Here is a 20,375-nt window from a genome sequence, read left to right as displayed (position 1 = left end):
TGCTGAACAACGGAGCGTTGCGGCACCTCGGAAACGTGGACGCTATGGCAAGGGATGTGCCTGCAAGGCATCCAAAACATTCTGGATGCATTATTTCGGTCAAACGAAAGCAGCGCTGAGGCTCGCATGGTAGGTTTTACTCGGACAATGAGATTAGTCGACCAATAGTTCGTCAATTGTCATCTGGATAATTGGATTTCGTATTGCCCATATTCCCTGGCTTTTACGTTGGCTGACGTAGCCCAAAAATGCTCTGTACCTAAATTTGCCTCAATTAGGCCAACAATCTAAAGTGCCGCACTTCCAAGAAGAGCCTCCGACCATCTGGGACGGTCAGGTCGGGCAAGCGAAACTTTGAACGGCAACTTTGCAATGTCAGCTTTCTGCGCATCGCAGACCTTCGCGAGAATCCAAGTTTCCTTAGAGTGGCCCTTTGCGGGATTGAGAAATGCAAAGGGTCGAAACCACAACGACTAGGCCAAAACTGATTGAATTCGTCGCCAATGCCGACAATCGCGCAGCGCAAAACTGTGGGCGAACTGCGCAAATTTATGGGGTGTGCGAAGTGTTATGCGCAAACCTACAACCGTGTAGGTGCGCTCATAACGCTGCACTCCCAACATTGATTTCATTGAAGAAAATCTTGGAAGATTGCCCATAACTCTGCGCGGTATTTGCGCATAACTTTGCACGATTTGCCCATAAGTTTGCGTGCCACAGAGAACCCATCGAACAAACCAGCTCCTATGGCTTATCTGCAATTCTCAAATGCAACTTATTCCCAATCGCCAGCAGACGAGCGCCACGTCTTAGCGTCCGCATCCCAAACACTGGCGGTGACGCAAGGCGTTGGGTTTATTCCGTCGCAATTGGATCCATGAATATCCGCAACAACAACGCGTTGACGCCCAAAATCAACAACCGTCCAGCCCTGGTTGAGCAAGGATTGAACCTCCTCTTCAATCAAGAAGTGCGACATGCATCCGCCAGTTCCGCAGTAAAGAGATGCGGCGCTCGAACACGCAAAACCAGACTCATTCAAAACCCAGTCGCGTTGTAGATCTCCGTCGAGATCGACCCTTTCAACCGCGCCCCAATCTAAGTCAAACTGACCGTTGTTGAACTCCGCGCATGCCTGCGCCGCCAGATCAACCTTTGCTCGCAAACCGGTTGGAAGTTGCGAAACGTCAGCCGCGACAACTGGTGAGGTCCAAACCAGGCCCGAACCAAGCAGGATCGCAGATACCAAACGTTTCAAGTAGCTTGCCAATTGGGAAGCCGGTTGGAAGGTGGCTTCAGTTGCATTGTTCATACCTGTAGTCCCCGTATTCCAGCCAGTTTGCCGCGCCTTCGTTAAAAATCAGAAATTCGGACCTGTCTTCCCCAAGCAGGGCGACAACAAATCCCGCCGGCGGCTCAGAGTTTCCGAAGTAACTGTAGACCGTCATGGCTCTGATCGAATCGCCGTTAACCGCTACTCGCGCGTCCCACTCCCCCTCTGGATTGTCCAAAATTACGGGTTCGATCACGCGTTTCACCGCTCCGCCACCACAATAGACGATGCCTTCGGGCGCTTCGTAGGAGGTCTCTTGGCTAACTTCTGAATCGCACGCAGAACGAAGGGACCGAATTGCTGCGCTGGAACCTTTCAAGTCAAAAATTCCGTAGCTGACATCTTGATCAATCATCGACAGATTAACCGATGCATTGGCCGCAAGCTGGTCCAGAACAAAACCATAGTCCGGCTGACTATTGAAACTGACCTCGACGGGATAGTTGTCGACGATCTGCACGGCAGCGTTTTCTGCGCCAACCTGAAATGCGCCAACTTCGGTGGTGCCGTTCTTCAAAAATCGAATGGAAAGCCCCTGCTTATCCACAATGTCCTGGCTGTCCTCGTATCCAGCCGGAGCAAAGCGGATACGGTTGCACTGAAGCTCCAGTGTCATGCTTTCAGTCTGAATAAATGCATTGGGATTAGGCCCGGAACTGAACGACCACTCCGCCGATGCAGTGGTCGCCATTGCCATCATCAACGCTCCAATGGAAATCGTTTTGAAACTCATTTCTATCTCCATGGTGTTGCGGTTCGGACTTTCATTCAGCAGGAATTCCGGCTTGTTGCCTGGACAACCAGGTCAGGAAACAGGCTCGCCGTATTCGTTTGCGCCTTCTTCCGAAGGGCGCGTCAACCACCAGATCATCAGAATGGACAGAACCAATTGAAGAATTGAGACAACAACAATACCGGTCACGCCCAGGACTGCCGCAGGTCCTCGCAATGCGTCAGGGTTCTCGGTCCCTTGCTCCAACACCGAGAAGAACGCCACCCCACCCAGCATAACAAAAAGCGTTGTAATGCTGAGCGCCATCGGCAGCAGCAAATACCAGCCAGGTCGTCCTGTATCATGCAGCCTCCGCCAACCGGCGGCCAGCATCGGTATGAGAACAGCCAGTTGGAAAACAGAGGACATGACGCGAGATCCCTGCCCAGTTTCTGGGTTGGTCCCGAATATGATCGTATCCAGCACAGCTAAAGCAGCACTCACGAGAACCACGAACAAGAAGAACCACCAGTATTCTGAGCGTAAAGCCCGACCGGAGAACTGGAAGTATTTCGAGAAACACGTTTTAACTGCTTCACCAAATCCCATATTTCACTCCTTTCTTACTTTCTGTGCGGTCTCAAACGCTTTGCCGCTCAGGAGAACGCACTCGCCCCTAAGGATGCTCCCTCTTACCTTTTTGTTTGAAAGCAGAAGCCTATCGCAAGAGAGCGTAAATAATTTTACGCGCGGAAAATATATTGATTTATCAAAAATTAGATTCAAACATGCGAATTCGACACAACTTTATTTTACCTCCGTTGTTGTCGTTGCTGCTCGCTGTGCCGAGCCCTTCCGACTGCTGGAGTGAGTGCTGGCGGTCGGAAGGCACTTTACAATGATTGAGCGCTGGGAGGACGCGATGCTTAGACTTAACGTACTCGCCCTCTGTCCAGAGTTTGCTCTAGCATTTGCTAGTGACGTCATTCGGCCTTCACACGTTATTGTCGGCCCCGATAGTCAACGAAATATCTTCCCGCCGACCAAGCCCCCCGCGGCAAGTTTTGGGAATGGTAGTCACAGGATCAAGGTATGTTCAATTGGCTGCACAGACGCGGGAGCTTCAAACAAGCGCATCCAATTTCACTAATTTCAAGGGAACCAGAGGGAGAAGAAAATGTCTAACAAGATGGTGATGATTGCAGGCGCGACATGTTTCGCACTGCTTGCGGCCTGCGACGATACGAGTACATCAAGCGCGTCCGCCGAGCTCACGCCGGCTCAGCAGGCGTGTTTGCGAGATGTAGCTAACACGACGAACAATTCGCAAGTTGTGGTGCTCTCATCCGCGTTTAGCGAGGCGGGAACACAGGTCACAGTCGGCGTTGGCGAGGATCGTGCTCCTTGGAATTGCATTGCTTACAGTGATGGCGCGACAGCTGGTATCGAGTTCCTGGGCGACGAAGGCGCATTGTGACCTGTCTGCTGCGTAGCTGAAAACGGCTGCGCAGCACTGGCTTGATCTGCTGAGGCTCGACTTGGTTTGTAGAACCACCATCATCGTATTCGCGGTCATGTACCTGTTGGCGTTGGTTGCATTCTTGACGGGCACATTTGGCTGGTTGGGACAGGAACGAGACCCTTTGTCCGGAGTGTTCCTGCTGCCGTTGGGACTACCTTGGATACTTGTGGCGGACTTATTTTCGGATTCCGCCAAGCCGTGGTTCGCGGCGATTGCTCCGGCGCTCAACCTGTTAGCGCTGGTTTTGATTTGCAGATGGGCACGCAGATTGCGCCAGTAGTGGTGGCTGAACTCTTTCTCACCAAAAGGGAGGAAAACATGGGAAAAGTAATCTTGGGAATTGTGATCGGGCTCGTCCTCGGCGTGGTTGGGGCGATGACCTTGGGTGGCGGGGCCGCGGTGGGTGTCGGCGTTGCGACAGGCTTGTCCGCCGGTGTCTGCACCACATTGAAAGGAGCACAAGCTGAGAACCTTATCACCGCCGAGCAAGCGGATCAGATCCTCAACCGCGTAAATTCCGAAATGGCGTCACTGCAAGGAATTGAAACGACGGACGAGATCGTCGGCAGCGCGCAGGCATGCGATGAATTTCTGTCAAAGTTACGAGACGCGAAGTGAGGTTCCGCTTTGTACGGAACAAAACTCTAAGGATCAGCCAGCAAGGGACCATCTGATGAAATTCGCTGTACTCAAAATCCTCGCACCGATGTTCGCAATCGCAGGCACGGCTTCTTTTGCAATGTCTGAAGCAGACGACGCGTGTATCGATCATTTGCGACAGGTTGGAGGACCAGACGGTCAATCAGGTACGATTGAAAGCTCAGAGTTCTCAGAAGCGGGCACGCTCGTCATGCTACGAGACGCAGGCGGAACACTTTGGCGCTGCATCGCGTACAAGGATGGTAGCATCGGCGAGATGTCGGTTGTCGAAGCGATGGATGATGGCGGTGGAGCCATGGCAGGCGCCGCCGGGTCTACTGGTAGCCAGCGTGTCAAATTCGATGCTGGTTCCACCGGCGCCGAACTCGTTGGTGAACTCGCGCCCGGAGCGTCACAGCAATATGTTCTCGGGGCAAAAAACGAACAGTTTCTTTACGTCCGCGTTGCTCCGCGAAATGGCTCCTTGGACTACGTTATTCGTAACCCCGATGGTTCTGAATTGTTGGGATTGATGTCGGCGGACAAGGAGTATCGAGGACAGCTTTGGCAATCTGGTGATCATGTTGTGGAGGTTATCAATCGCAGCAACTCTTCCGTCAGCTACAACGTAATTTTCGGAATTGAATAAGTGATCGACTAGAAACCCCAAAACGTATCCCCCAAAATGCTAGGAAAAACAGATGAAATCCAAAGTGCTATTGGTGATAGGCACAATGTGCATTTCTGCGCTTGCAGCATGCGATGAGAGCAGCGGTTCGGTAGATGCAAGTGCACCTACTGTGGGCAGCTCTAGCGATCTTTCTTCATTTGAAGGGGCAAGAGCGGGCCAAGCTGAAATGGGTATTCAAAGTCTCGGGTTTGAACTCATCCGAAGCGAAGGGCTGACCTCGTACTGGTTTAACAAAGAAAGCGGTGCCTGTGCTCGGATCACGACATCCGAGGGAAGGTACTCAGATGTAGCTATGCTGCCATCAGGTGACTGCTGACACATTTCCATCGATCCCAAATCTGAAAGAAGGAGCTCACATTTGCATTTCGACCTGGTACACGCGGCGGTCATCGTTGTCGCGTTAATCATCACTAACCTGGCATTGAAATCGGCTGGCGTGATCAACGAAGAAAACAAGCACCAATGGAACTGGAAAGTTGTTCTAGCCTACTTCGTGGTCGTCGTTATCATCAACCTGGTGTGGCCCATTTAAAGTTTCACAACGTTAAGTTAACCGCCCACTTGAAATGGTTATCGTGAACCAGCCCTTCCGAGAGTTTATCAGGACGGAAGAGTGTAACCATCAAGTGCTCAAGAATAGGAAGGAGCTGGCATGCGGTTTTTGATGTCCCTCATATTCATTGGTGTTCTCGCAACCGCTGCGAATTCTGACGTGACCAGTCGAAATGGCGGTCCAAGTAACAGTCAAATGCTCTCAAAGGGTGGTGATGGAGGCGTTGATGGTGTCGCTTTCTTTCGCCCAGTCTTAAGCGGAGTGTTGTATCGATCCGGTTTCAAGGGCGGCGACAAGGATCGAACAGGCCTAAGTGACGGTCAACGCGAAACTCTGTGCAGTGAAGGGTTTTCAACCGGGTTTTATGCCGACTTCGGCAAAAACACTGAATACGGTCGCACCAGTTGCGGAAACGGATCGTTTGTCTATCAAAGCGCCAGATCCTCCCGACCCGGTGCTGTCATGGCGTCCATACACGAGGTGATTGAAAACCCAGGAAAGGGCCCTGTCCTGGTGCACTGCATGTGGGGCGTTCATTCCTCAGGTGCATTGTCGGCGATGGCGCTCGTTCAGTTTTGCGGTTGGACAGAAGAAAGGGCCAAGGAATATTGGAATGATGCCCGAAACGGAGCCCCTTGTTCAGGCGGGTGCGACCAGTGGATTGACTCAAAATTTTCCAACTTCAGTGTCGACCCAAAATTGAAGATCTCCAACGAGCAACAGGCAGCGATTTGCCCCAAATGATATTGGGAGGACTATCCAAATGAAGTTCAATCTTCTGGGGTCACTTGCTTTAATTGCACCCACTGTCTTGTGGGCGAACGACGATGTTCTCGGTGAAGCCACGACATTTGATAGTCCCAACGGCGTTACTGAACGCTGTATTCGGATCGAAAAAGTTCCATCGGGCGAGTATAAGAAAAGCGATCTTGAGGAAGAAACGGCCTATTGCGAGATCGATTTCTATGCCTCCGAAATTGCTATTTGCCCAAAAACCTGGAGCACCAGCCCAGGAATGGCAGTCTACGATATTTCGGAAGGACCTTACGTGGGGAACCGTTCTGAATTCGAGAGAAACGCTTGCAAAGAGGGGAAGGCGGCAAAAGATCTGGCTAAGGACAGGGTGGCTAAATTCAAGTCCACCATGAACCAAAAAGGCACCAGTGGAACCTTTTCCACGTCTTCACTGCTTTACTATCATTTCTCCAGATATTTCGACGCGACTGTAAAAGTTCCAGTCGCCGTTTGGCGTAGCATGGACGCCCAGGCGCATTTTTCCGAGGTCGCCGAGCCTGGCCTTGCGATTTCTGGTGGCTCTCATGGCGGGCGCATGAACCACGAAGGCTGGCGGGTCTTCGCAGCTGCGGATGCTGACCCGAACTCATACCAGCCAACCGACGATCTGTTCACCGCAGATCGAACGCAAATATTCGGTGTGCTGCTTGATAGCCCTGGGCATCGATACGGCTCGGAAATCAACGGCACCCGTAAATCTGGTTGGGGAAAAGGTCAGAACCGCGATTTTCAGGAAACTCCTGCTTTCTTGGCTTTGCGTTCTTCAAAACCCTTGCCAGAGGCCATTGTAGTGGGCGTCGGAGAAGGTCGAAGAGACCGGATGATCAACAAGGATCTCGGTCCCGATGTCAGCGACCAACAGATGGCATTTTGGATGCAAGAACTTACCGAGATTGTACTCCTCGATTTCATCTTTAGCCAGCAGGACCGCGTAGGAAACATAGACTTCACACCCTATTGGTATTGGGTCGAAGACGGAAAGCTGAAGCATAAGAAAGCCAAGCACCATGAGCCAAACGATGGAGACGTTCCCGCCGACGCGTTATTGATCCGTCGCAGCAATCTAAACGACAACGATGCTGGCGGGCGTGTCGAGTATGCCAACTTCGCGAAATCCACTCAAATGCTGGAGAAAATGCGGCACTTCTCTCCAAGCGTGTATCGGCGCTTGGTCGCTTTGAATAGTGATCTTCAATCTCAAGGTCCCGTCTACGGCTGGCTATCGCAAAGCCTTGGGTTGTCAGACAGGCAGATTGCACAAGTTGTAAAAAACACCGAGCTGGCAACGTCCATTCTCCAGGACAATTGCTCAAATGGCGATTTGATGTTCGACTTGGATCCTGTCGCATTCTTTTTGAGAAACAACACCGAGGTAGAGACAGTGGATTGTAATGACCCGTAGGCTTTCTACGCTTTTCGCGGCGTTCATTTGGACCACTCTGATCGCCTGCAAAGCGGCGGCATTGGATGTTATCGTCATATCGGATCTGAACGGCAGCTATGGTTCGGTGAAATACGATGCCCGCGTCGACAAGGCGATTAAGCGGATAGTCGAGATTGATCCAGATCTGGTGATTTCGACGGGCGATATGGTCGCGGGACAGCGCATTCCCAACTTGTCAGACAAACAGGTCAGAGAGATGTGGAAGGCGTTTCACGAGGCCGTATCAGATCCTTTAGAGGCTGCCGGCATTCCATTTGCGGTCACACCAGGAAACCATGATGCCTCCGCCTACCGAGGGTTCGAGCGTGAAAGAAAAATATACGCAGAGGAATGGACTCCGAGAAAACCAAGCGTCGACTTCCTGGTTTCGGATGACTACCCGTTCTTCTACGCATTTGAGATGCAGGGCGTAACGTTTGCATCTTTGGATGCTACGACCTTAGGGCCGCTATCCGGTGATCAGCAGGACCGACTTGTGGAACTGGGTGCAAATGGAAATCCGGTTGTCACTTTCAGTCACCTCCCACTTTGGCCCTTCGCGATCCAGCGCGAACGCGAAATCATCGGTGACCCAACACTTGAAAAAATCTATTTGGAAAGCGGTGTCGTTCTGCATCTGTCAGGCCACCATCATGCCTTCTACCCAGGCTGGAAAGACGGTGTGGCTTATGTTTCCCAAGCTTGTTTGGGAGGTGGCCCGCGACGGCTTATTGGTGACAATGTCAAATCACCTCACAGCTTCACTCATGTTACGTTCCAACCAAGTGGAGAGTTTGGGATAGCAGTATATCGAGGGCCTGATTTCGAGAGGTCAGTAAACTTCAAATCGCTCCCGAAAGAGATCAGATCCCCGAATGCGGTGCTGAAACGCTTAGACCTTGTGAAATGACTAGAGGTTGAGTTTCAACTCAACTTTTTCAGGGACCAGATCGTTTATCATCTCTTCGATCCGAGCTTCCGACAATCCACCCGAGGTAATGAAAAGCAATGAAACGCGAGATTTGCCGGGAACGTGGTGTCTTCTGACCAGCTTCCAGCCAGCGTCTGCGGCCATGGCTTCAATGGCTCCGCTGACTTTCAATGAGTGCTCTTCGTCTGAAGCCTTGAGCGAAATTTCCACGCCCTTGTTTCGCCCACCGAGCCAAATGAAACACCAACATACAACCGCCACCAATGTGGCCATCAAGGGCAAGCCCAGCCCTACCGCCAGCCCAAGCACGGTCACTATAATCATTTCCACCGTGTCGACCGGGTCATCCATACTTGATCGGAACCTCAACAGGGCTCCTATTCCAAAGATCACGAACCCGATCATTGATCCGTGCTGGACTACCAAGAATCCAACCGCCATGCCGACAAGCGCGTATAGGAAGAACAGCCTCGGCATCATGATATCACTGACACTTCTGCGGGCTCTCCGCCTCACAGGGTGATAAACGATCAGTCCAGTCAAAATGACAGTGACGATGACGTCGAGAGTAAAAAAATACAGTTCCTGTTTACCACGAAACTGCGTCCAACGTCGTTCGATAAGTATTTCCGACTCTGAAGTACCGGCTAACATGGTCGCGGGGTCGATTTGTGACAACGCAGCACTTGGCAACAGCACCATCAATAACCCTGCCACAAGGGGGAAAGTCTTGTTCAACTTAACTTCCTTCCTGCTTACTCTAGCAGATTGCGTTCCGCCAAAGGCACATCTTGTCCAATTCAATCGCAACAGGCGGGATCAGGTAAAGAGATTACAGTGCATTCTTCGGACATCGTATCCGGACTGTGATACGAACGCTGATACAGGGATGTGGTCCAAGCGCGAGAGAATCCAATGACAGAAAACAGAGTGTTTTCGTCAAAAGCTGAAATTTCACGGTGTTTCTGCAAACTTAGACGACTCGCTTTTACGGCCAGCTTGGTTGCGGCAGCCTTCTTGCCTTGGACCGATTTTGCCTACGCCGAAAGTGCTGGTTTGGTTCTGGTCGATAAATTCAAGGTGGCAGACAAATCAGAGGGATTTTCAGAGCCTTCCGGCTTGGCAATGTCTAACGCTGAAGGCTTTTTGTGGTCTGTAAGTGATGCCGAACCTAAACTGCACCTACTCGGAGTCGACGGGGTATTAGGAAACTCTTTCAAGTTGCCAGGATTGGCAGGATCAGATTTGGAGGGTGTTGCACCTCGAAAGGATGGGTCTGTTTTGGTGCTTCAAGAAACTGACCGATCAATCCTAGTCGTTCACCCAACTGACCCCATTCAACTGACGACAATACCTCTCGCATCTCTTAAAGGTTACCCGACCGCCGCTGCATTACTCGTCGGCAACCCTTTGAACAAAGGACCCGAAGGCATCGCCGTTGACCCGAAATCCGGGCGGGTGTTCGTTGGCATTGAGGGACAACCAAGGTTGTTAATGGTGTTATCGCCAGAGCTAGACGAAATTATTGAGATCATTCCTTTAGCCCGCGATGCAGGTTTTATCTCCGAGCGTGTAGATGATGATGAACTGGATTTGAGTGGCCTGGCATGGTCTCGGTCCTCGCGTTCTCTTTGGATTGTGAGTGACAAAAGCCGTCAGATCTTCGTCTACAATCCAAAATCCAAGTCAGTAAAGTCTATCAGTTTGACGTTCACAGAAGATGGCGAACAAAAGGAAGTTAAACATCCCGAAGGAATCGCTCTCGATGAGACCAAAGGGCTTCTCTACATCCTGACAGACGACGCCAAGAAATCACGGCTTTATGTTTTTAATATCCCCAAATTTTGATCGCTAGAGAATGAAGCTCACATCGCCACAATAGCTGACGCAAGTTGTTGCAGCTAGCTTACCACTCCTCTTCGTTGGTCCACCCTAATCAGAACCGAACACTTAAGTTGGCACCCAGGCCATGTTCTTGGCCATTGGAGCGAACTGAATAGCCATATCCTGCCGTTAGTCTCGCCAGATCAGAAATCTGATAGCCCAGTCCAAGCCCAAGAACGAAACCATTGGCGCCTCGGTTTTGTCCGACTTGCGTGAATGTCCCAAATATCGGGCTCGTGACAGTGATTTCGTGTTCACTGTCCTTGTTGGCAAAAAAATCATACTCGTAACGAGCAAAAGCGATTGGGGTTAGCACACCATTCTCTGTCAAGAAATCCCGCTGGTAGTCAATTCCAATAGAAGCGACCAGCGATTCTGCGTTCGCTTTTTCAATCGAGTAATTGAAATCACCACCGCCCGTCTCTGTGCCTGAACCTTGTTGGATTCGCCCGTAGTTCAATCCAAAAACCGTAGAAACCCTTGCACCGCTGTCCAGGTTAAACAGCTTCCGTGCCTGGATACCGGCATGGATGCCCTCTTGGTCCAAATCCGATTTAGCCTCGCCTCCCGTAAAGCCATCAACAGAAGGGTTATTTCGCTTGGCGTCGGTTTCACCGAACATGTAACCGACCAGCCCGGAGAACTCCCAAGTTCCGGTTGTTGTGCGCCCATAGACGCCCACATGATAGCTGTCGGTCGAAAAGTCCTGATCGACTTGATCGTGTACATCCATGGAGGATGTCCCAAAACCTGCGTACACGCCGACCACACCTCTATCGGTGCTTGCGACATCCGCTCCGACCAAAATCGTGCCCAGCGAATAGTCGAATGTCCCAAGGCCATTGCTTCCATCAACGTCCCCGCTCACATAGGCCGTGTCGATCCACCAGCGCCGATCAGAGCAGTCTATTGCGCCGCTTGGGCTCTGGGCCGAGTCGATGTCGCCTTCTGCAACGGGTTGATCCGCATTGCTGAAGCCAACCGCTTGATACTTGCGGCAGTCAGCATGGCTCAGCACAGTGTTTGTTATCAGGTCAAGTTGCTCAAGCCCAACGGTCAAATTGGAGGAATAGGGCTCTGCGTGCACACGATTAAACCCAGCCAAACCTGAATTGGTAAGCGTGTTAACTGCATTGCCCAAGGTTGTGCCGTTGGTCAGAATGGTTCCAGGTGACTTGATTGCAGTGTTGGCCACCGCACCAGCGAGATTGCTTGCATTGGGTGATCCTACAACTGCTGGATGCTGCGGTAAGCTCGAGACGGGGAGGGTCGAAAACGCTATGTCGATTCTACCGTCCGCGGTTGGCGTGTTTGAGATACTCAGACTGGATAGGGCGGGCAGAGATCCTCCGGCAACAAGAGTTGGGGAGTTTCCATCGAAACGCGAGGCTTGAAAAACCGTGTAGTCGTTGCCAGCAGCATAGTCCTGCGCAGTCAGGCCGGGACGAGCGGCTTCGACTTGTATAGTGGCGCGGTTAATCCCTGTAACGGGCCCGCTGGATGACACCAAATCGGCTTTCTGACCGGCCGTCGGATCGACTTCACTTAAGATCCTTGACCCAGTTTCAAAGGCGATACCGCCACTATTGTTAAGCGTACCAATTGAAAAGCCCGGCGAAAGCACCCCTCCGTTCTTAACTGTGAAGTTGAATGCGTTCACGGTTCCCGTTCCGGCCAGCGTGCCAAAATTCTCAAAGTTTACGGTGTTCAAACTGCTTGCTGCATCGAGCCGAACGGTCGTGCCTGCCGCTATCGCCATGTCACTGGTTGAAGAAATCGAACTATTCGTCAGTGTGAAATCAGAAGCCTCGGCAACCCGGGTCTGGATATAGTACGCCCCGAAAACCACTTCGGTAGCCCCCATAACGGTCAGGTTGTCGTAGGTTAACGGTCGGTCTGACTGGAAGTAAACTTCAGTGGGGTCGATATTCGCGCCGTTGAACGGAACGAACGTCATTGATCTGCCGGAACCAATCGAAGTTCCAATGAGGTTCACTCTGAGCTTCCCGTTGATGTTTGTTGCCAATGCTTCCCGGGATACAAAGTCTCCGCTGCCTGCGGCGACATCAACATTCAGAAGAGTTAAAACTGAAGCATTGCTTGGAACGGTATTTTGGCCAGGAACATACAACTCAATTTCACCTGAGGACGTGATAGAGGAGTTACCAATTGTAAGTCCTGTTATGGGTCCGTTTGGGATCGGCAGACACGTGCGTTCCGTCGTTGAGATTGTTTGATTAACGCGAGTGCTTTCAGATCCAGAAGCATACTCTATTCGAGGAGACCCCAATTCTACGCAGGCCTGTGAGCTTTGGGCTTGTGCTTTGGTTGGCGACATCAAATAAGCCAAAATTACGAATGCGATATTCGCCAGAGTGATGAGCTGAGCAATTCGACTTAGTGGGAACGGCCTATTGTTTGTCACCAACTTTCTCCTCTCGCAGTACAAGCGAAGCTACCTTAACTTAGGACTTGAAAAACAAAGTTTATCTTTTTGGATTTTTTGTTGTGGCATATGAGCAAACTCACAACACGGGAAGGTCTGCCCAATGCAGACCTGCTCGTGCAATTACTGCGAGGCAAGACAAGCCGGGTTTTGCATTCCGACCATACGCACCTTTGCGTAGAAGCCGTCGCAAAAGGTCAAGCCTTGAAACGATTTTCCCGAGCTTGACGGGTGCTGAACAGCGCCATTGAGTATAGGCATGGATCATTGGATTTCGGAGTCGATAGCTAAGATCAATGCAGATGCTCACCGCTCCGCCGATACGCACCTTTTCAAGCTAGTAGGCCAAAACTTCTGGACCGAGATTGATCTTATCGAGGGCGCGTCCCTTATTCAGAAACTCGACGAAACCAATTTGAATTTTGAGTTTCAGAGTTTGCCAATTTTCGACAAGATCTGAAAGCTGGTTGACTGAATCCAAGAGAATGAAACAATAAACTGAGCAATGACACGGAGTACGAAGATACTGTTGGCGCTCACCGTATTGACGGTCGGGTTATGCATGTTCCTAGCGGGACGTGCGGTCGAACGTTACCAATATGAGGAGGCCTGCCTAGACTTGGGCGGAGGTCGCCATCCTGGAGATTACCCGATTTGCGTTTTGGAACAGCGTTCTAACTGACGGACGCGTCTCAGTCACGCGGTGATTGGAACAACGAAACTACGAGCACAACGACGCCAATTGCTGCGAGAATGAAAGTCAGCGGCAAAAAGAAGCTTTCTTGCAGAACGCCGTTTGGGTCGACACCGCCATAAAACAGGTGCTCTGAAAGCCCACTTAGTGCTGCAAGGAAAAGGATGACGATACCAAAAAGGCGAAGTTTGGTCATGTCAGGTCTCCAACGGAATGGGCCAATAGTTAGCATCGTTTTTCATACCTGTGAATTGAGGAGCCTAGTTCTTCAATACCTTGATTGCATCGCAATCCAGCCGTAGGCGCGTATAATGCGAATATGACAAGAGATATTGAAGCTAACGCTAAGACAATCGCTGATGCCCTGACCTCTGCCCGGCAGATACCTAAACTGTCTTCAGAGGCAGGACAGCTATCGCTGGATGACGCATATTCGATTGCTAGTCGTGTCCGCGAGATTTTGGGCAAAGAAAGAGTTGGCAGAAAAGTCGGCTTCACGAACCGCACGATTTGGCCTGTTTATGGTGTGGATCAACCCATTTGGGGAGAGGTTCACTCAGATGGGCTGTTTTCGACTGATCAGCCGGTAAACTTGGCAAGGTATTCAGAACCGAGAATCGAGCCAGAAATCGTACTTGGCCTCGGCGATGCGCCGACGGCTGAAATGAACAATGAGCAGTTGGCAGGTTGCGTGGAATGGGTGGCCCCGGGATTTGAAATCGTGCAATCGATTTATCCCGACTGGAAATTCTCAGTCGAAGATTCAATCGCAGCACAAGGATTGCACGGCTGCCTTGTTCTTGGCGACAAAATCGCGGCGACGCATGATGTTTTGATCGGCTTGGCCGAAGTGCCACTAGCATTGTTCAAGGGCACCGAGGCCATCGAGTCCGGCAAAGGTGAAAACGCGCTTGGAGGCCCAATTGAAGTCCTGGCTCATCTTGTATCTCTGCTCTCCGAAGCCGACCAGCTTCAGGGAGGCGAGCTGGTTACAACCGGTACTTTGACAGACGCATGGCCAGTGTCTCCGGGTGAAGAATGGTCAGCTGGTTTTAGTGGCGTGATGGACACCGAGCTATCGGTACGATTTACATGAGGCTTTGATAGATTGGTGACGCCGACTGCACCAAAGAAAAGTTGCTCTCAATAGCTGACCATGATGGTCTTCCACTGGTTCCATCAATTCTGGGAAGCAAATTACACGATGCTATCCAAATCAGATTACATGATGTTTCTCAGGCACCCTGCCTGGCTATGGATCAAAAAACACGCCAGGCATCTGTTGCCGCCAATTGACCCCTCATTGCAAGCACGCTTTGACGAGGGGCACGCGTTTGAGCCTTATGCAGAGGAGCTTTTTGGTGATCTCGTTCGCCTCGGTTTTTCAGATTTTTCTGAATACCAAGCTCTGCCTGCACGCACTCTGGATGCTTGGAGAGATGGTGCGAACGCCGTGGCTCAGGGACGCTATGAAGATGGAACCATAACTTGCATCTCCGACATCGTGAGCCGCAGCGGCGATGGGTACGTTCTGACAGAGATCAAGAGCGGAACTTCTGCAAAGCCCGAACACACTTTTGATCTCGCATTCCAGCGTGTCGTGCTTGAGGCAGCGGGGTTCCCCATTGCGCGCTGCGAAGTGGCACATGTGAACCGTGATTACGTCAGAAACGGCGAAATCAATCCGCAAGAGCTTGTCAGCATCACTGACATCACGGATGCGGTGACTGAGCAGCTCGAAAAAACACGCACGCGTATCGATCAGGCATTGAGCGTCGTTGCCAGCGGTACGATGCCTGACCCGTCCCCCGAACGTGCGCGCCTTAAATCCTACGGTGAATGGCTGGAAATTCGCGAAAAACTCGACCCACCTCTCGCGCAGGACAGTATCCACCGCCTTCCGTTCATGAATTCGGAAAAAGCCTCCGAACTCATCGCAAATGGGATCACAAAGATTGACGAGATCAGCGATCCATTTGTGTTGGGCAAGTCGACGCAACGCTACTTGAGAGCCACGGCGAATGGTGGGCGCACAATCGATCATCAGGAGTTGAGCAGGTTTCTGAGCGAGATTGTCTATCCGGTTTATTATTTTGACTACGAGACGTCTCAGAGTTTGCTGCCACCCTGGGACGGAACGCGTCCCTATCAGCAAGTGGCTTTCCAGTATTCCTTGCATGTCCAGCATGAGCCTGGCGGAGAAATTGAGCACAGGGAGTATCTCCACCGAGACGCCAGTAACCCGATGCCAGCCTTGCTGAAAAGGCTTCGTGAGGACATAGGAGACGTTGGCTCTTTAGTGGTTTGGTATGCGCCGTTCGAGAAATCGCGCAATACGGAAATGGCGGAAACTTATCCAGAGCATGCAGAGTTCCTGGAAGGCCTAAATGCACGCGTTGTAGATCTGATGAAGCCGTTTGCGGATGAAGTGATCAACGATCCTGCGTTCAAAGGAAGCGCCTCTATCAAGGCCGTTCTTCCAGCGTTTTTGCCAGAACTTTCATACGATGATCTGGACATCAAAGAGGGGGCGAGCGCGTCTCGCCTTTGGAAGGACGTAACACTGACCGAACCGGATGATCCAGCGCGCGAGAAGGTCTATTCTGATCTTGTGGCGTATTGCACGCGCGACACTTGGGCAATGGTCGCAATTCATCAGGAATTGCTGGCGATGTGAGCTGTGGCGCGAACCTCAAAACAACTGGCGGTGCTGCTCCCCTACGAGACTAGGCGATTTGCCGGAGTTACGGCGCCCCCAAGACTTAGTCTTGCCAATCCAGCCGATACAAAACGTGGTGACCGCGTAGACCTTTCAGGAGTCTGGGTTCTATTTCAGAAAAAGAGAAATCGGTTCGTCCTCCGACCATAGCGCGAGTCGCATCTGAAACGAGTATCTCGCCTGCCGCACCAACGGTCGTTATGCGTGATGCTTTGTTGACCACCGTACCGAAAAAATCTCCACGAGATTGCACGACATCACCAGTGTGAATTCCAATCCGAACATCGAAAGATGGCTCCGCGGATACCGATGCAATGGCCTTCTGAATCTTGATAGCGGCCGTCAGTGCTTCTTTCGCGGACGGAAAGACGGACAACGTTCCGTCTCCGAGGGATTTCACGAACTGGCCATAATGCTTTTCAATGATCGCCGCCAAGACTTGGAAGTGGTTTTCGATCAGCACCGACCAACGCTGATCGCCCAACGCCTCCGCCAACGTTGTACTGCCTTCTACATCAGTGAAAAGTACCGAAGCCAAACCTTCGGTTTGGACCAGCTCGGGTCCATCTTCACGCGCAGCATCAACCAATTTTTGGATGGCTAGCTGTTCCTTACCCACGAGTTCAATATTTGGAGTGGGCACTGAAGCGTGGCGATTGATGATCTTCCAGGCCGCTCCCTCCAGGACAAAAATCAGGACGGTGCGGTAAAATACGGCTTCATCAAAGCCGACAAACTGAATCTTATGGACGAAGGATGACCATCCCGTGTCTCCGTTTTCGAAGGCCTCAGCTTCAACTTCTTCGAAAACGACGGGAGCAGGGATCTCCGCGAAAAAGCCGCTAACCCCATCGCGAACTGCTTGCCCACTCCAAAACTCTCCTTCGCCTGTCCCAACAAACCGTAGTTCATCTACCTTCGACAGAAAATCCTGCAACTCGTCAGTATTCTTTTTGGTTCTGAGTATTTCATACCAACGCCTCGAAACTGCCAGCAGTTCAGGTGAGGAACGTATCATCACAAATGACTCGAGACGCTAAATGGAATGAGACTTACAAGGTCTTGCAACCGGGATCTCCATTTTCGAAAGATGCAGGTCAATGCCGCCGCTGAGGTTTGGTCAGATCAAGACTTTTGTATTTCTCCAGAACGGAGCGCATTAGACGCAGATAAAAAGACGCGCGTCGGTTCAGAGCGAACTATCGACGGAGTTTCTGAGTTCGATTCCGGATCACAGGGTATCGAATCGCTTCGCTGTCTGAGAGCTACTCGATGCTGTACTGACCCGCAAAATAACATGCATCAGTGTATCGGGCACACGCTAAGCTAGAAGGTTCCCAGAACTACGCGGTGAATTTCTAAGTACAGCACGCTCCGTCTTGACATGGTTATACGAACTGGTTCAGCTTGCGGACATGACGTTCACACGCATCCACTGCCATCGAATATCGGCCTGAGGTCGATAACCCACGCAAAATCCGTGGGAGGCAGCATTGGTATGCGGGCGAGGCTTATATCCTTGTAATTGCTCCAGATTAGAGTGCACGAGTCGGTTCGATTCCGACGCCTCCTACCATTCTCAGGAGGTGTCCAACATGGCGGACGACGTCACGAACGCAATTGATTTCAACGACATCAAGCAATCGGTCGAGGAGAACCTCGGAAGCACACCCGAAGGTTGGTCCGGCTTGGTCACGGTGCTCTTCACAGAGGTTAAGGAATACTGCGATCTGAAGGGTGCCACCTACCCCTTTGTCCTTCAGATCAAAGAGAAAATCGGCGAGCTCCGCATCTACCACCGGTGTGATGATCGACAAATTCAGTCGATGATCGCTGCGACGATTGCGCGTGCAAATCACAGCTGTGAACGATGCGGGAATAGTGCCGAGACCCAACTTCTGGACGGCTGGTACAAGACACTTTGTTGCTGGTGCGCGCATGATGTCGCGAGCAAGCGCCACCCTAAAAGGAAGAGGCTTTTTGGCGTTCGAAAAAAGCCTGCTCGAGATCGAATGACCTGCTCAGTTTGTGGCTATTTCGGTCAGATCGACCGAACGGATGACCGTAATCGGTGCCCTGCGTGCGTGAAGAAGGAATGGTGATGACCGCCGAACAACAAGTGACCTTCAATAAGATTATGGAAGACTACGATGATGAGAACTACGCCCGGAAGCTCATGAATACGGGCTCACTGGCCACCGGTCATGTCCCGCTGATTGCCCTTTGCCAGATCTCGAGAGGGGTCTTCCATCTCAACAAGACCAAGTTCTGGAGAATGTGACTGATGGATGATGTCGAAAAGAGTTGGAAGGAATTCCGGGAAAAGGTTCGAGGTGTGATCGAGGAGCATGGAGCTCCAGATGATCTCCGCTCATTTGACGCCTGGTACGCCGAAGAGATGCGTTTGGTGATGGCGCACAACTACCCAGCTCCGCACGTCTCTGACGTCACATGGTCGGCGGAGTGTCTGCATGTCGAGTGTGAAGACCGCGAAGTGGTCGACCGTATGATGAATGCTATGGCGGAGGTTTCACACGATCTCAAAGAGGCGCGGGCCCGGAGGTCAGTGATGGGCAGTGTTGTCGACTGGAATGATATTCATCGAAGCGTCTTCAAGCAGCTTGGTGAGTATCGTGCCGGGTGGGTGGAGCAGCTTACGCTTGCACTTGAGAAAGTGAAGAGGTTGATCGACGAGCAGCCCGACCTGTTTGGTGATGAACACCCGTCCATCGTTCAGATCAAACAGAAATTGGGAGGTATGCGCGTCTATGAGGGCCCAGGCTGCAACCAGGCTACGAGTGAAGAGATTCAATGGCGTGTCGCTCAGATTGAGCAAACCTGTGAAGGTTGTTCTAATTCTGCCCAACGCCAGACCATCCTTGGGTTTGTGACGACGCTTTGCAGCTGGTGCTACAATGATGCTCTGCGGCGGCGATTTGAGGGCGCCGAAGAATCCTGGCCCGACAGCCTGAGGCTGGACATTGTGAAAAACTATCCAGACCTCGTTTCTCCGGATTGCGCATCTCTTGTTCCTGCTGTCGGAAAGGGCTGGCTCGTGATGATTTCGCAAGCACTCCACAAGCTTTCCTTCAGTCAGGATTTCAGGGCACTGGACCCTGGAACTATTCAGATCTCGGATATTAAGAAAGGCCAGGATGGCAAGATTTCCATCGGTTTCAGTCGATACCACGATCTCATTCAGGAGTACGCTGACTGGATGAAGTTTCGATGCGGTGTGACGTGTGAAGAGTGTGGCCACGTTGGTGACATCGTTCGGACAGCCGATAGGTCTCAAGTGCTCTGTTCTCACTGTTATTGTACTCGGGAGAAGTCTGATGGGTGATGACGACGACGTTGAGCTGGATGAACAAACCTTGCGTTTGCTTAGGCTTCGGGAGGCTGAAATTGCGGCTGGTCGAGCAAAACTAACCAAGCCGATTACCTCGGATGAGATCCGGTCTCGAAAGGTGCCTGATCCGCAGGGTAAGCCAGATGAGTGACGAGACTACAGAAGAGGAAATCCCAATTTTCGTAATCTGCGAGACTTTGGTGAACGGCAAACTTCGAGAGATTGAATGAAAAGAGATCACTGTAAAACCAAACAAGATCTTAGTCTTGACGATCAGTGTCGAGGATGTTGAGCGATGACAGATGATTTTTCAGAAGAAGAGATCTTCGGGCGCCCGTTACAGGATGTTCCTCTGAATGACTTGATCGCAGAGTTGCAAGCTCGTCGCAAAGAGGGTCCGGAGGTCTGGCTTGCATTGCGCAAAATGATTTTCGAGCAAATCGCCGATTTTGCACAGCGTCCGGCCGACGCGCCCAAATGGCGGGATGAATGGGTCAAAGAGAACACCTGGGATCTAGTGACTGACGACGATGATGTCGAGATCACTGATGGTAGCGGCAACGTGTTCGACGACCTCGGGATTGAAGACCCGAGGAAGAAGACTTAGTGATGGGGCCCGAGCATTTCAGCTTGATCTTATCCGCCGTGATCATTGTCGCATTGGCGATCTACGTCAGACACATC

The 20,375-nt window shown here is 51.5% G+C and carries 21 protein-coding genes and 1 tRNA gene; 15 read left to right on the top strand and 7 right to left on the bottom strand.

Going from position 1 to position 20,375, the window contains the following annotated elements:
• Positions 1 to 775 precede the first annotated feature (775 nt).
• From ACR0NM_RS14010 to ACR0NM_RS14000, 3 genes are all read right to left on the bottom strand, one after another.
• Positions 776 to 1,312, bottom strand: coding sequence for a hypothetical protein (locus tag ACR0NM_RS14010; RefSeq protein WP_480615262.1), 537 nt, complete (start codon positions 1,310 to 1,312; stop codon positions 776 to 778).
• Positions 1,296 to 2,066, bottom strand: a complete 771-nt coding sequence (locus ACR0NM_RS14005; protein WP_480615260.1) for a hypothetical protein — start codon at positions 2,064 to 2,066, stop codon at positions 1,296 to 1,298. The genes ACR0NM_RS14010 and ACR0NM_RS14005 overlap by 17 nt, the downstream gene beginning before the upstream one ends.
• A 72-nt stretch (positions 2,067 to 2,138) precedes the next feature.
• Positions 2,139 to 2,654 (bottom strand): DUF805 domain-containing protein, encoded by a 516-nt coding sequence (locus ACR0NM_RS14000; RefSeq protein WP_480583560.1) that lies wholly within the window; start codon positions 2,652 to 2,654, stop codon positions 2,139 to 2,141.
• A gap of 568 nt (positions 2,655 to 3,222) precedes the next feature.
• On the opposite strand from ACR0NM_RS14000, the gene ACR0NM_RS13995 reads away from it, so the two are divergent.
• The 6 genes from ACR0NM_RS13995 (at position 3,223) to ACR0NM_RS13970 (ending at position 8,578) form a co-directional block, all read left to right on the top strand.
• Positions 3,223 to 3,522 carry a hypothetical protein gene (locus ACR0NM_RS13995; protein WP_170337109.1) on the top strand — a complete coding sequence of 100 codons (300 nt, stop codon included), beginning with the start codon at positions 3,223 to 3,225 and terminating at the stop codon, positions 3,520 to 3,522.
• 300 nt (positions 3,523 to 3,822) lie between these two features.
• Positions 3,823 to 4,185 carry a hypothetical protein gene (locus ACR0NM_RS13990; RefSeq protein WP_170470484.1) on the top strand — a complete coding sequence of 121 codons (363 nt, stop codon included), beginning with the start codon at positions 3,823 to 3,825 and terminating at the stop codon, positions 4,183 to 4,185.
• Positions 4,186 to 4,240: 55 nt separating this feature from the next.
• Positions 4,241 to 4,855, top strand: coding sequence for a hypothetical protein (locus ACR0NM_RS13985; RefSeq protein ID WP_480615258.1), 615 nt, complete (start codon positions 4,241 to 4,243; stop codon positions 4,853 to 4,855).
• Positions 4,856 to 5,255: 400 nt separating this feature from the next.
• Positions 5,256 to 5,429 carry a hypothetical protein gene (locus tag ACR0NM_RS13980; protein WP_480615256.1) on the top strand — a complete coding sequence of 58 codons (174 nt, stop codon included), beginning with the start codon at positions 5,256 to 5,258 and terminating at the stop codon, positions 5,427 to 5,429.
• Positions 5,430 to 6,213: 784 nt separating this feature from the next.
• Positions 6,214 to 7,647, top strand: coding sequence for a hypothetical protein (locus tag ACR0NM_RS13975; RefSeq protein WP_480536390.1), 1,434 nt, complete (start codon positions 6,214 to 6,216; stop codon positions 7,645 to 7,647).
• Positions 7,637 to 8,578, top strand: coding sequence for a metallophosphoesterase family protein (locus ACR0NM_RS13970; protein WP_480615254.1), 942 nt, complete (start codon positions 7,637 to 7,639; stop codon positions 8,576 to 8,578). The genes ACR0NM_RS13975 and ACR0NM_RS13970 overlap by 11 nt, the downstream gene beginning before the upstream one ends.
• Here ACR0NM_RS13970 and ACR0NM_RS13965 read toward each other — a convergent pair whose 3' ends face one another.
• The gene (locus ACR0NM_RS13965) at positions 8,579 to 9,337 is read right to left on the bottom strand and encodes a hypothetical protein (RefSeq protein WP_480615252.1); all 759 of its coding nucleotides are present in this window, start codon (positions 9,335 to 9,337) and stop codon (positions 8,579 to 8,581) included. It lies immediately after the preceding gene.
• A 177-nt stretch (positions 9,338 to 9,514) separates the two neighbouring features.
• On the opposite strand from ACR0NM_RS13965, the gene ACR0NM_RS13960 reads away from it, so the two are divergent.
• Complete coding sequence (locus ACR0NM_RS13960) at positions 9,515 to 10,447, top strand: SdiA-regulated domain-containing protein (RefSeq protein ID WP_170682776.1); 933 nt, start codon at positions 9,515 to 9,517, stop codon at positions 10,445 to 10,447.
• Between the two features lie 88 nt (positions 10,448 to 10,535).
• Here ACR0NM_RS13960 and ACR0NM_RS13955 read toward each other — a convergent pair whose 3' ends face one another.
• A complete protein-coding gene (locus ACR0NM_RS13955) occupies positions 10,536 to 12,908 on the bottom strand; it encodes an autotransporter family protein (protein ID WP_480615250.1) in 2,373 nt (790 codons plus the stop codon).
• Between the two features lie 713 nt (positions 12,909 to 13,621).
• The gene (locus ACR0NM_RS13950) at positions 13,622 to 13,819 is read right to left on the bottom strand and encodes a DUF3955 domain-containing protein (protein ID WP_170408632.1); all 198 of its coding nucleotides are present in this window, start codon (positions 13,817 to 13,819) and stop codon (positions 13,622 to 13,624) included.
• Positions 13,820 to 13,942: 123 nt separating this feature from the next.
• On the opposite strand from ACR0NM_RS13950, the gene ACR0NM_RS13945 reads away from it, so the two are divergent.
• Together ACR0NM_RS13945 and ACR0NM_RS13940 are read left to right on the top strand one after the other, a co-directional pair.
• Positions 13,943 to 14,719, top strand: coding sequence for a 2-keto-4-pentenoate hydratase (locus ACR0NM_RS13945; protein ID WP_170408633.1), 777 nt, complete (start codon positions 13,943 to 13,945; stop codon positions 14,717 to 14,719).
• Positions 14,720 to 14,779: 60 nt separating this feature from the next.
• Complete coding sequence (locus ACR0NM_RS13940; RefSeq protein WP_170619612.1) at positions 14,780 to 16,300, top strand: DUF2779 domain-containing protein; 1,521 nt, start codon at positions 14,780 to 14,782, stop codon at positions 16,298 to 16,300.
• 85 nt (positions 16,301 to 16,385) lie between these two features.
• Here ACR0NM_RS13940 and ACR0NM_RS13935 read toward each other — a convergent pair whose 3' ends face one another.
• On the bottom strand, positions 16,386 to 17,360 hold the full coding sequence (locus ACR0NM_RS13935; RefSeq protein WP_480615248.1) for an adenylate/guanylate cyclase domain-containing protein: 975 nt from the start codon (positions 17,358 to 17,360) through the stop codon (positions 16,386 to 16,388).
• A gap of 464 nt (positions 17,361 to 17,824) precedes the next feature.
• Between ACR0NM_RS13935 and ACR0NM_RS13930 the strand changes: the two genes are divergently transcribed.
• From ACR0NM_RS13930 to ACR0NM_RS13905, 6 genes are all read left to right on the top strand, one after another.
• Positions 17,825 to 17,918: transfer RNA gene (locus tag ACR0NM_RS13930), tRNA-OTHER, on the top strand.
• A 19-nt stretch (positions 17,919 to 17,937) separates the two neighbouring features.
• A complete protein-coding gene (locus ACR0NM_RS13925) occupies positions 17,938 to 18,444 on the top strand; it encodes a eukaryotic translation initiation factor 4 gamma (protein WP_170408636.1) in 507 nt (168 codons plus the stop codon).
• Complete coding sequence (locus tag ACR0NM_RS13920; RefSeq protein ID WP_170408637.1) at positions 18,444 to 18,623, top strand: hypothetical protein; 180 nt, start codon at positions 18,444 to 18,446, stop codon at positions 18,621 to 18,623. Before ACR0NM_RS13925 ends, ACR0NM_RS13920 begins: the two co-directional genes overlap by 1 nt.
• A gap of 3 nt (positions 18,624 to 18,626) precedes the next feature.
• Positions 18,627 to 19,685, top strand: a complete 1,059-nt coding sequence (locus ACR0NM_RS13915) for a hypothetical protein (RefSeq protein WP_170736793.1) — start codon at positions 18,627 to 18,629, stop codon at positions 19,683 to 19,685.
• Positions 19,678 to 19,842: a hypothetical protein gene (locus tag ACR0NM_RS13910; RefSeq protein ID WP_170428341.1), complete on the top strand. Its 165-nt coding sequence runs from the start codon at positions 19,678 to 19,680 to the stop codon at positions 19,840 to 19,842. The genes ACR0NM_RS13915 and ACR0NM_RS13910 overlap by 8 nt, the downstream gene beginning before the upstream one ends.
• Before the next feature lie 144 nt (positions 19,843 to 19,986).
• Positions 19,987 to 20,298 (top strand): hypothetical protein, encoded by a 312-nt coding sequence (locus ACR0NM_RS13905; protein WP_170428344.1) that lies wholly within the window; start codon positions 19,987 to 19,989, stop codon positions 20,296 to 20,298.
• Positions 20,299 to 20,375: the final 77 nt, after the last annotated feature.

Source organism: Ruegeria sp. AF2 (assembly GCF_056542025.1).
The sequence above is the reverse complement of the archived record's forward strand: the minus strand, read 5'-3'. Positions and strand labels throughout refer to the sequence as shown.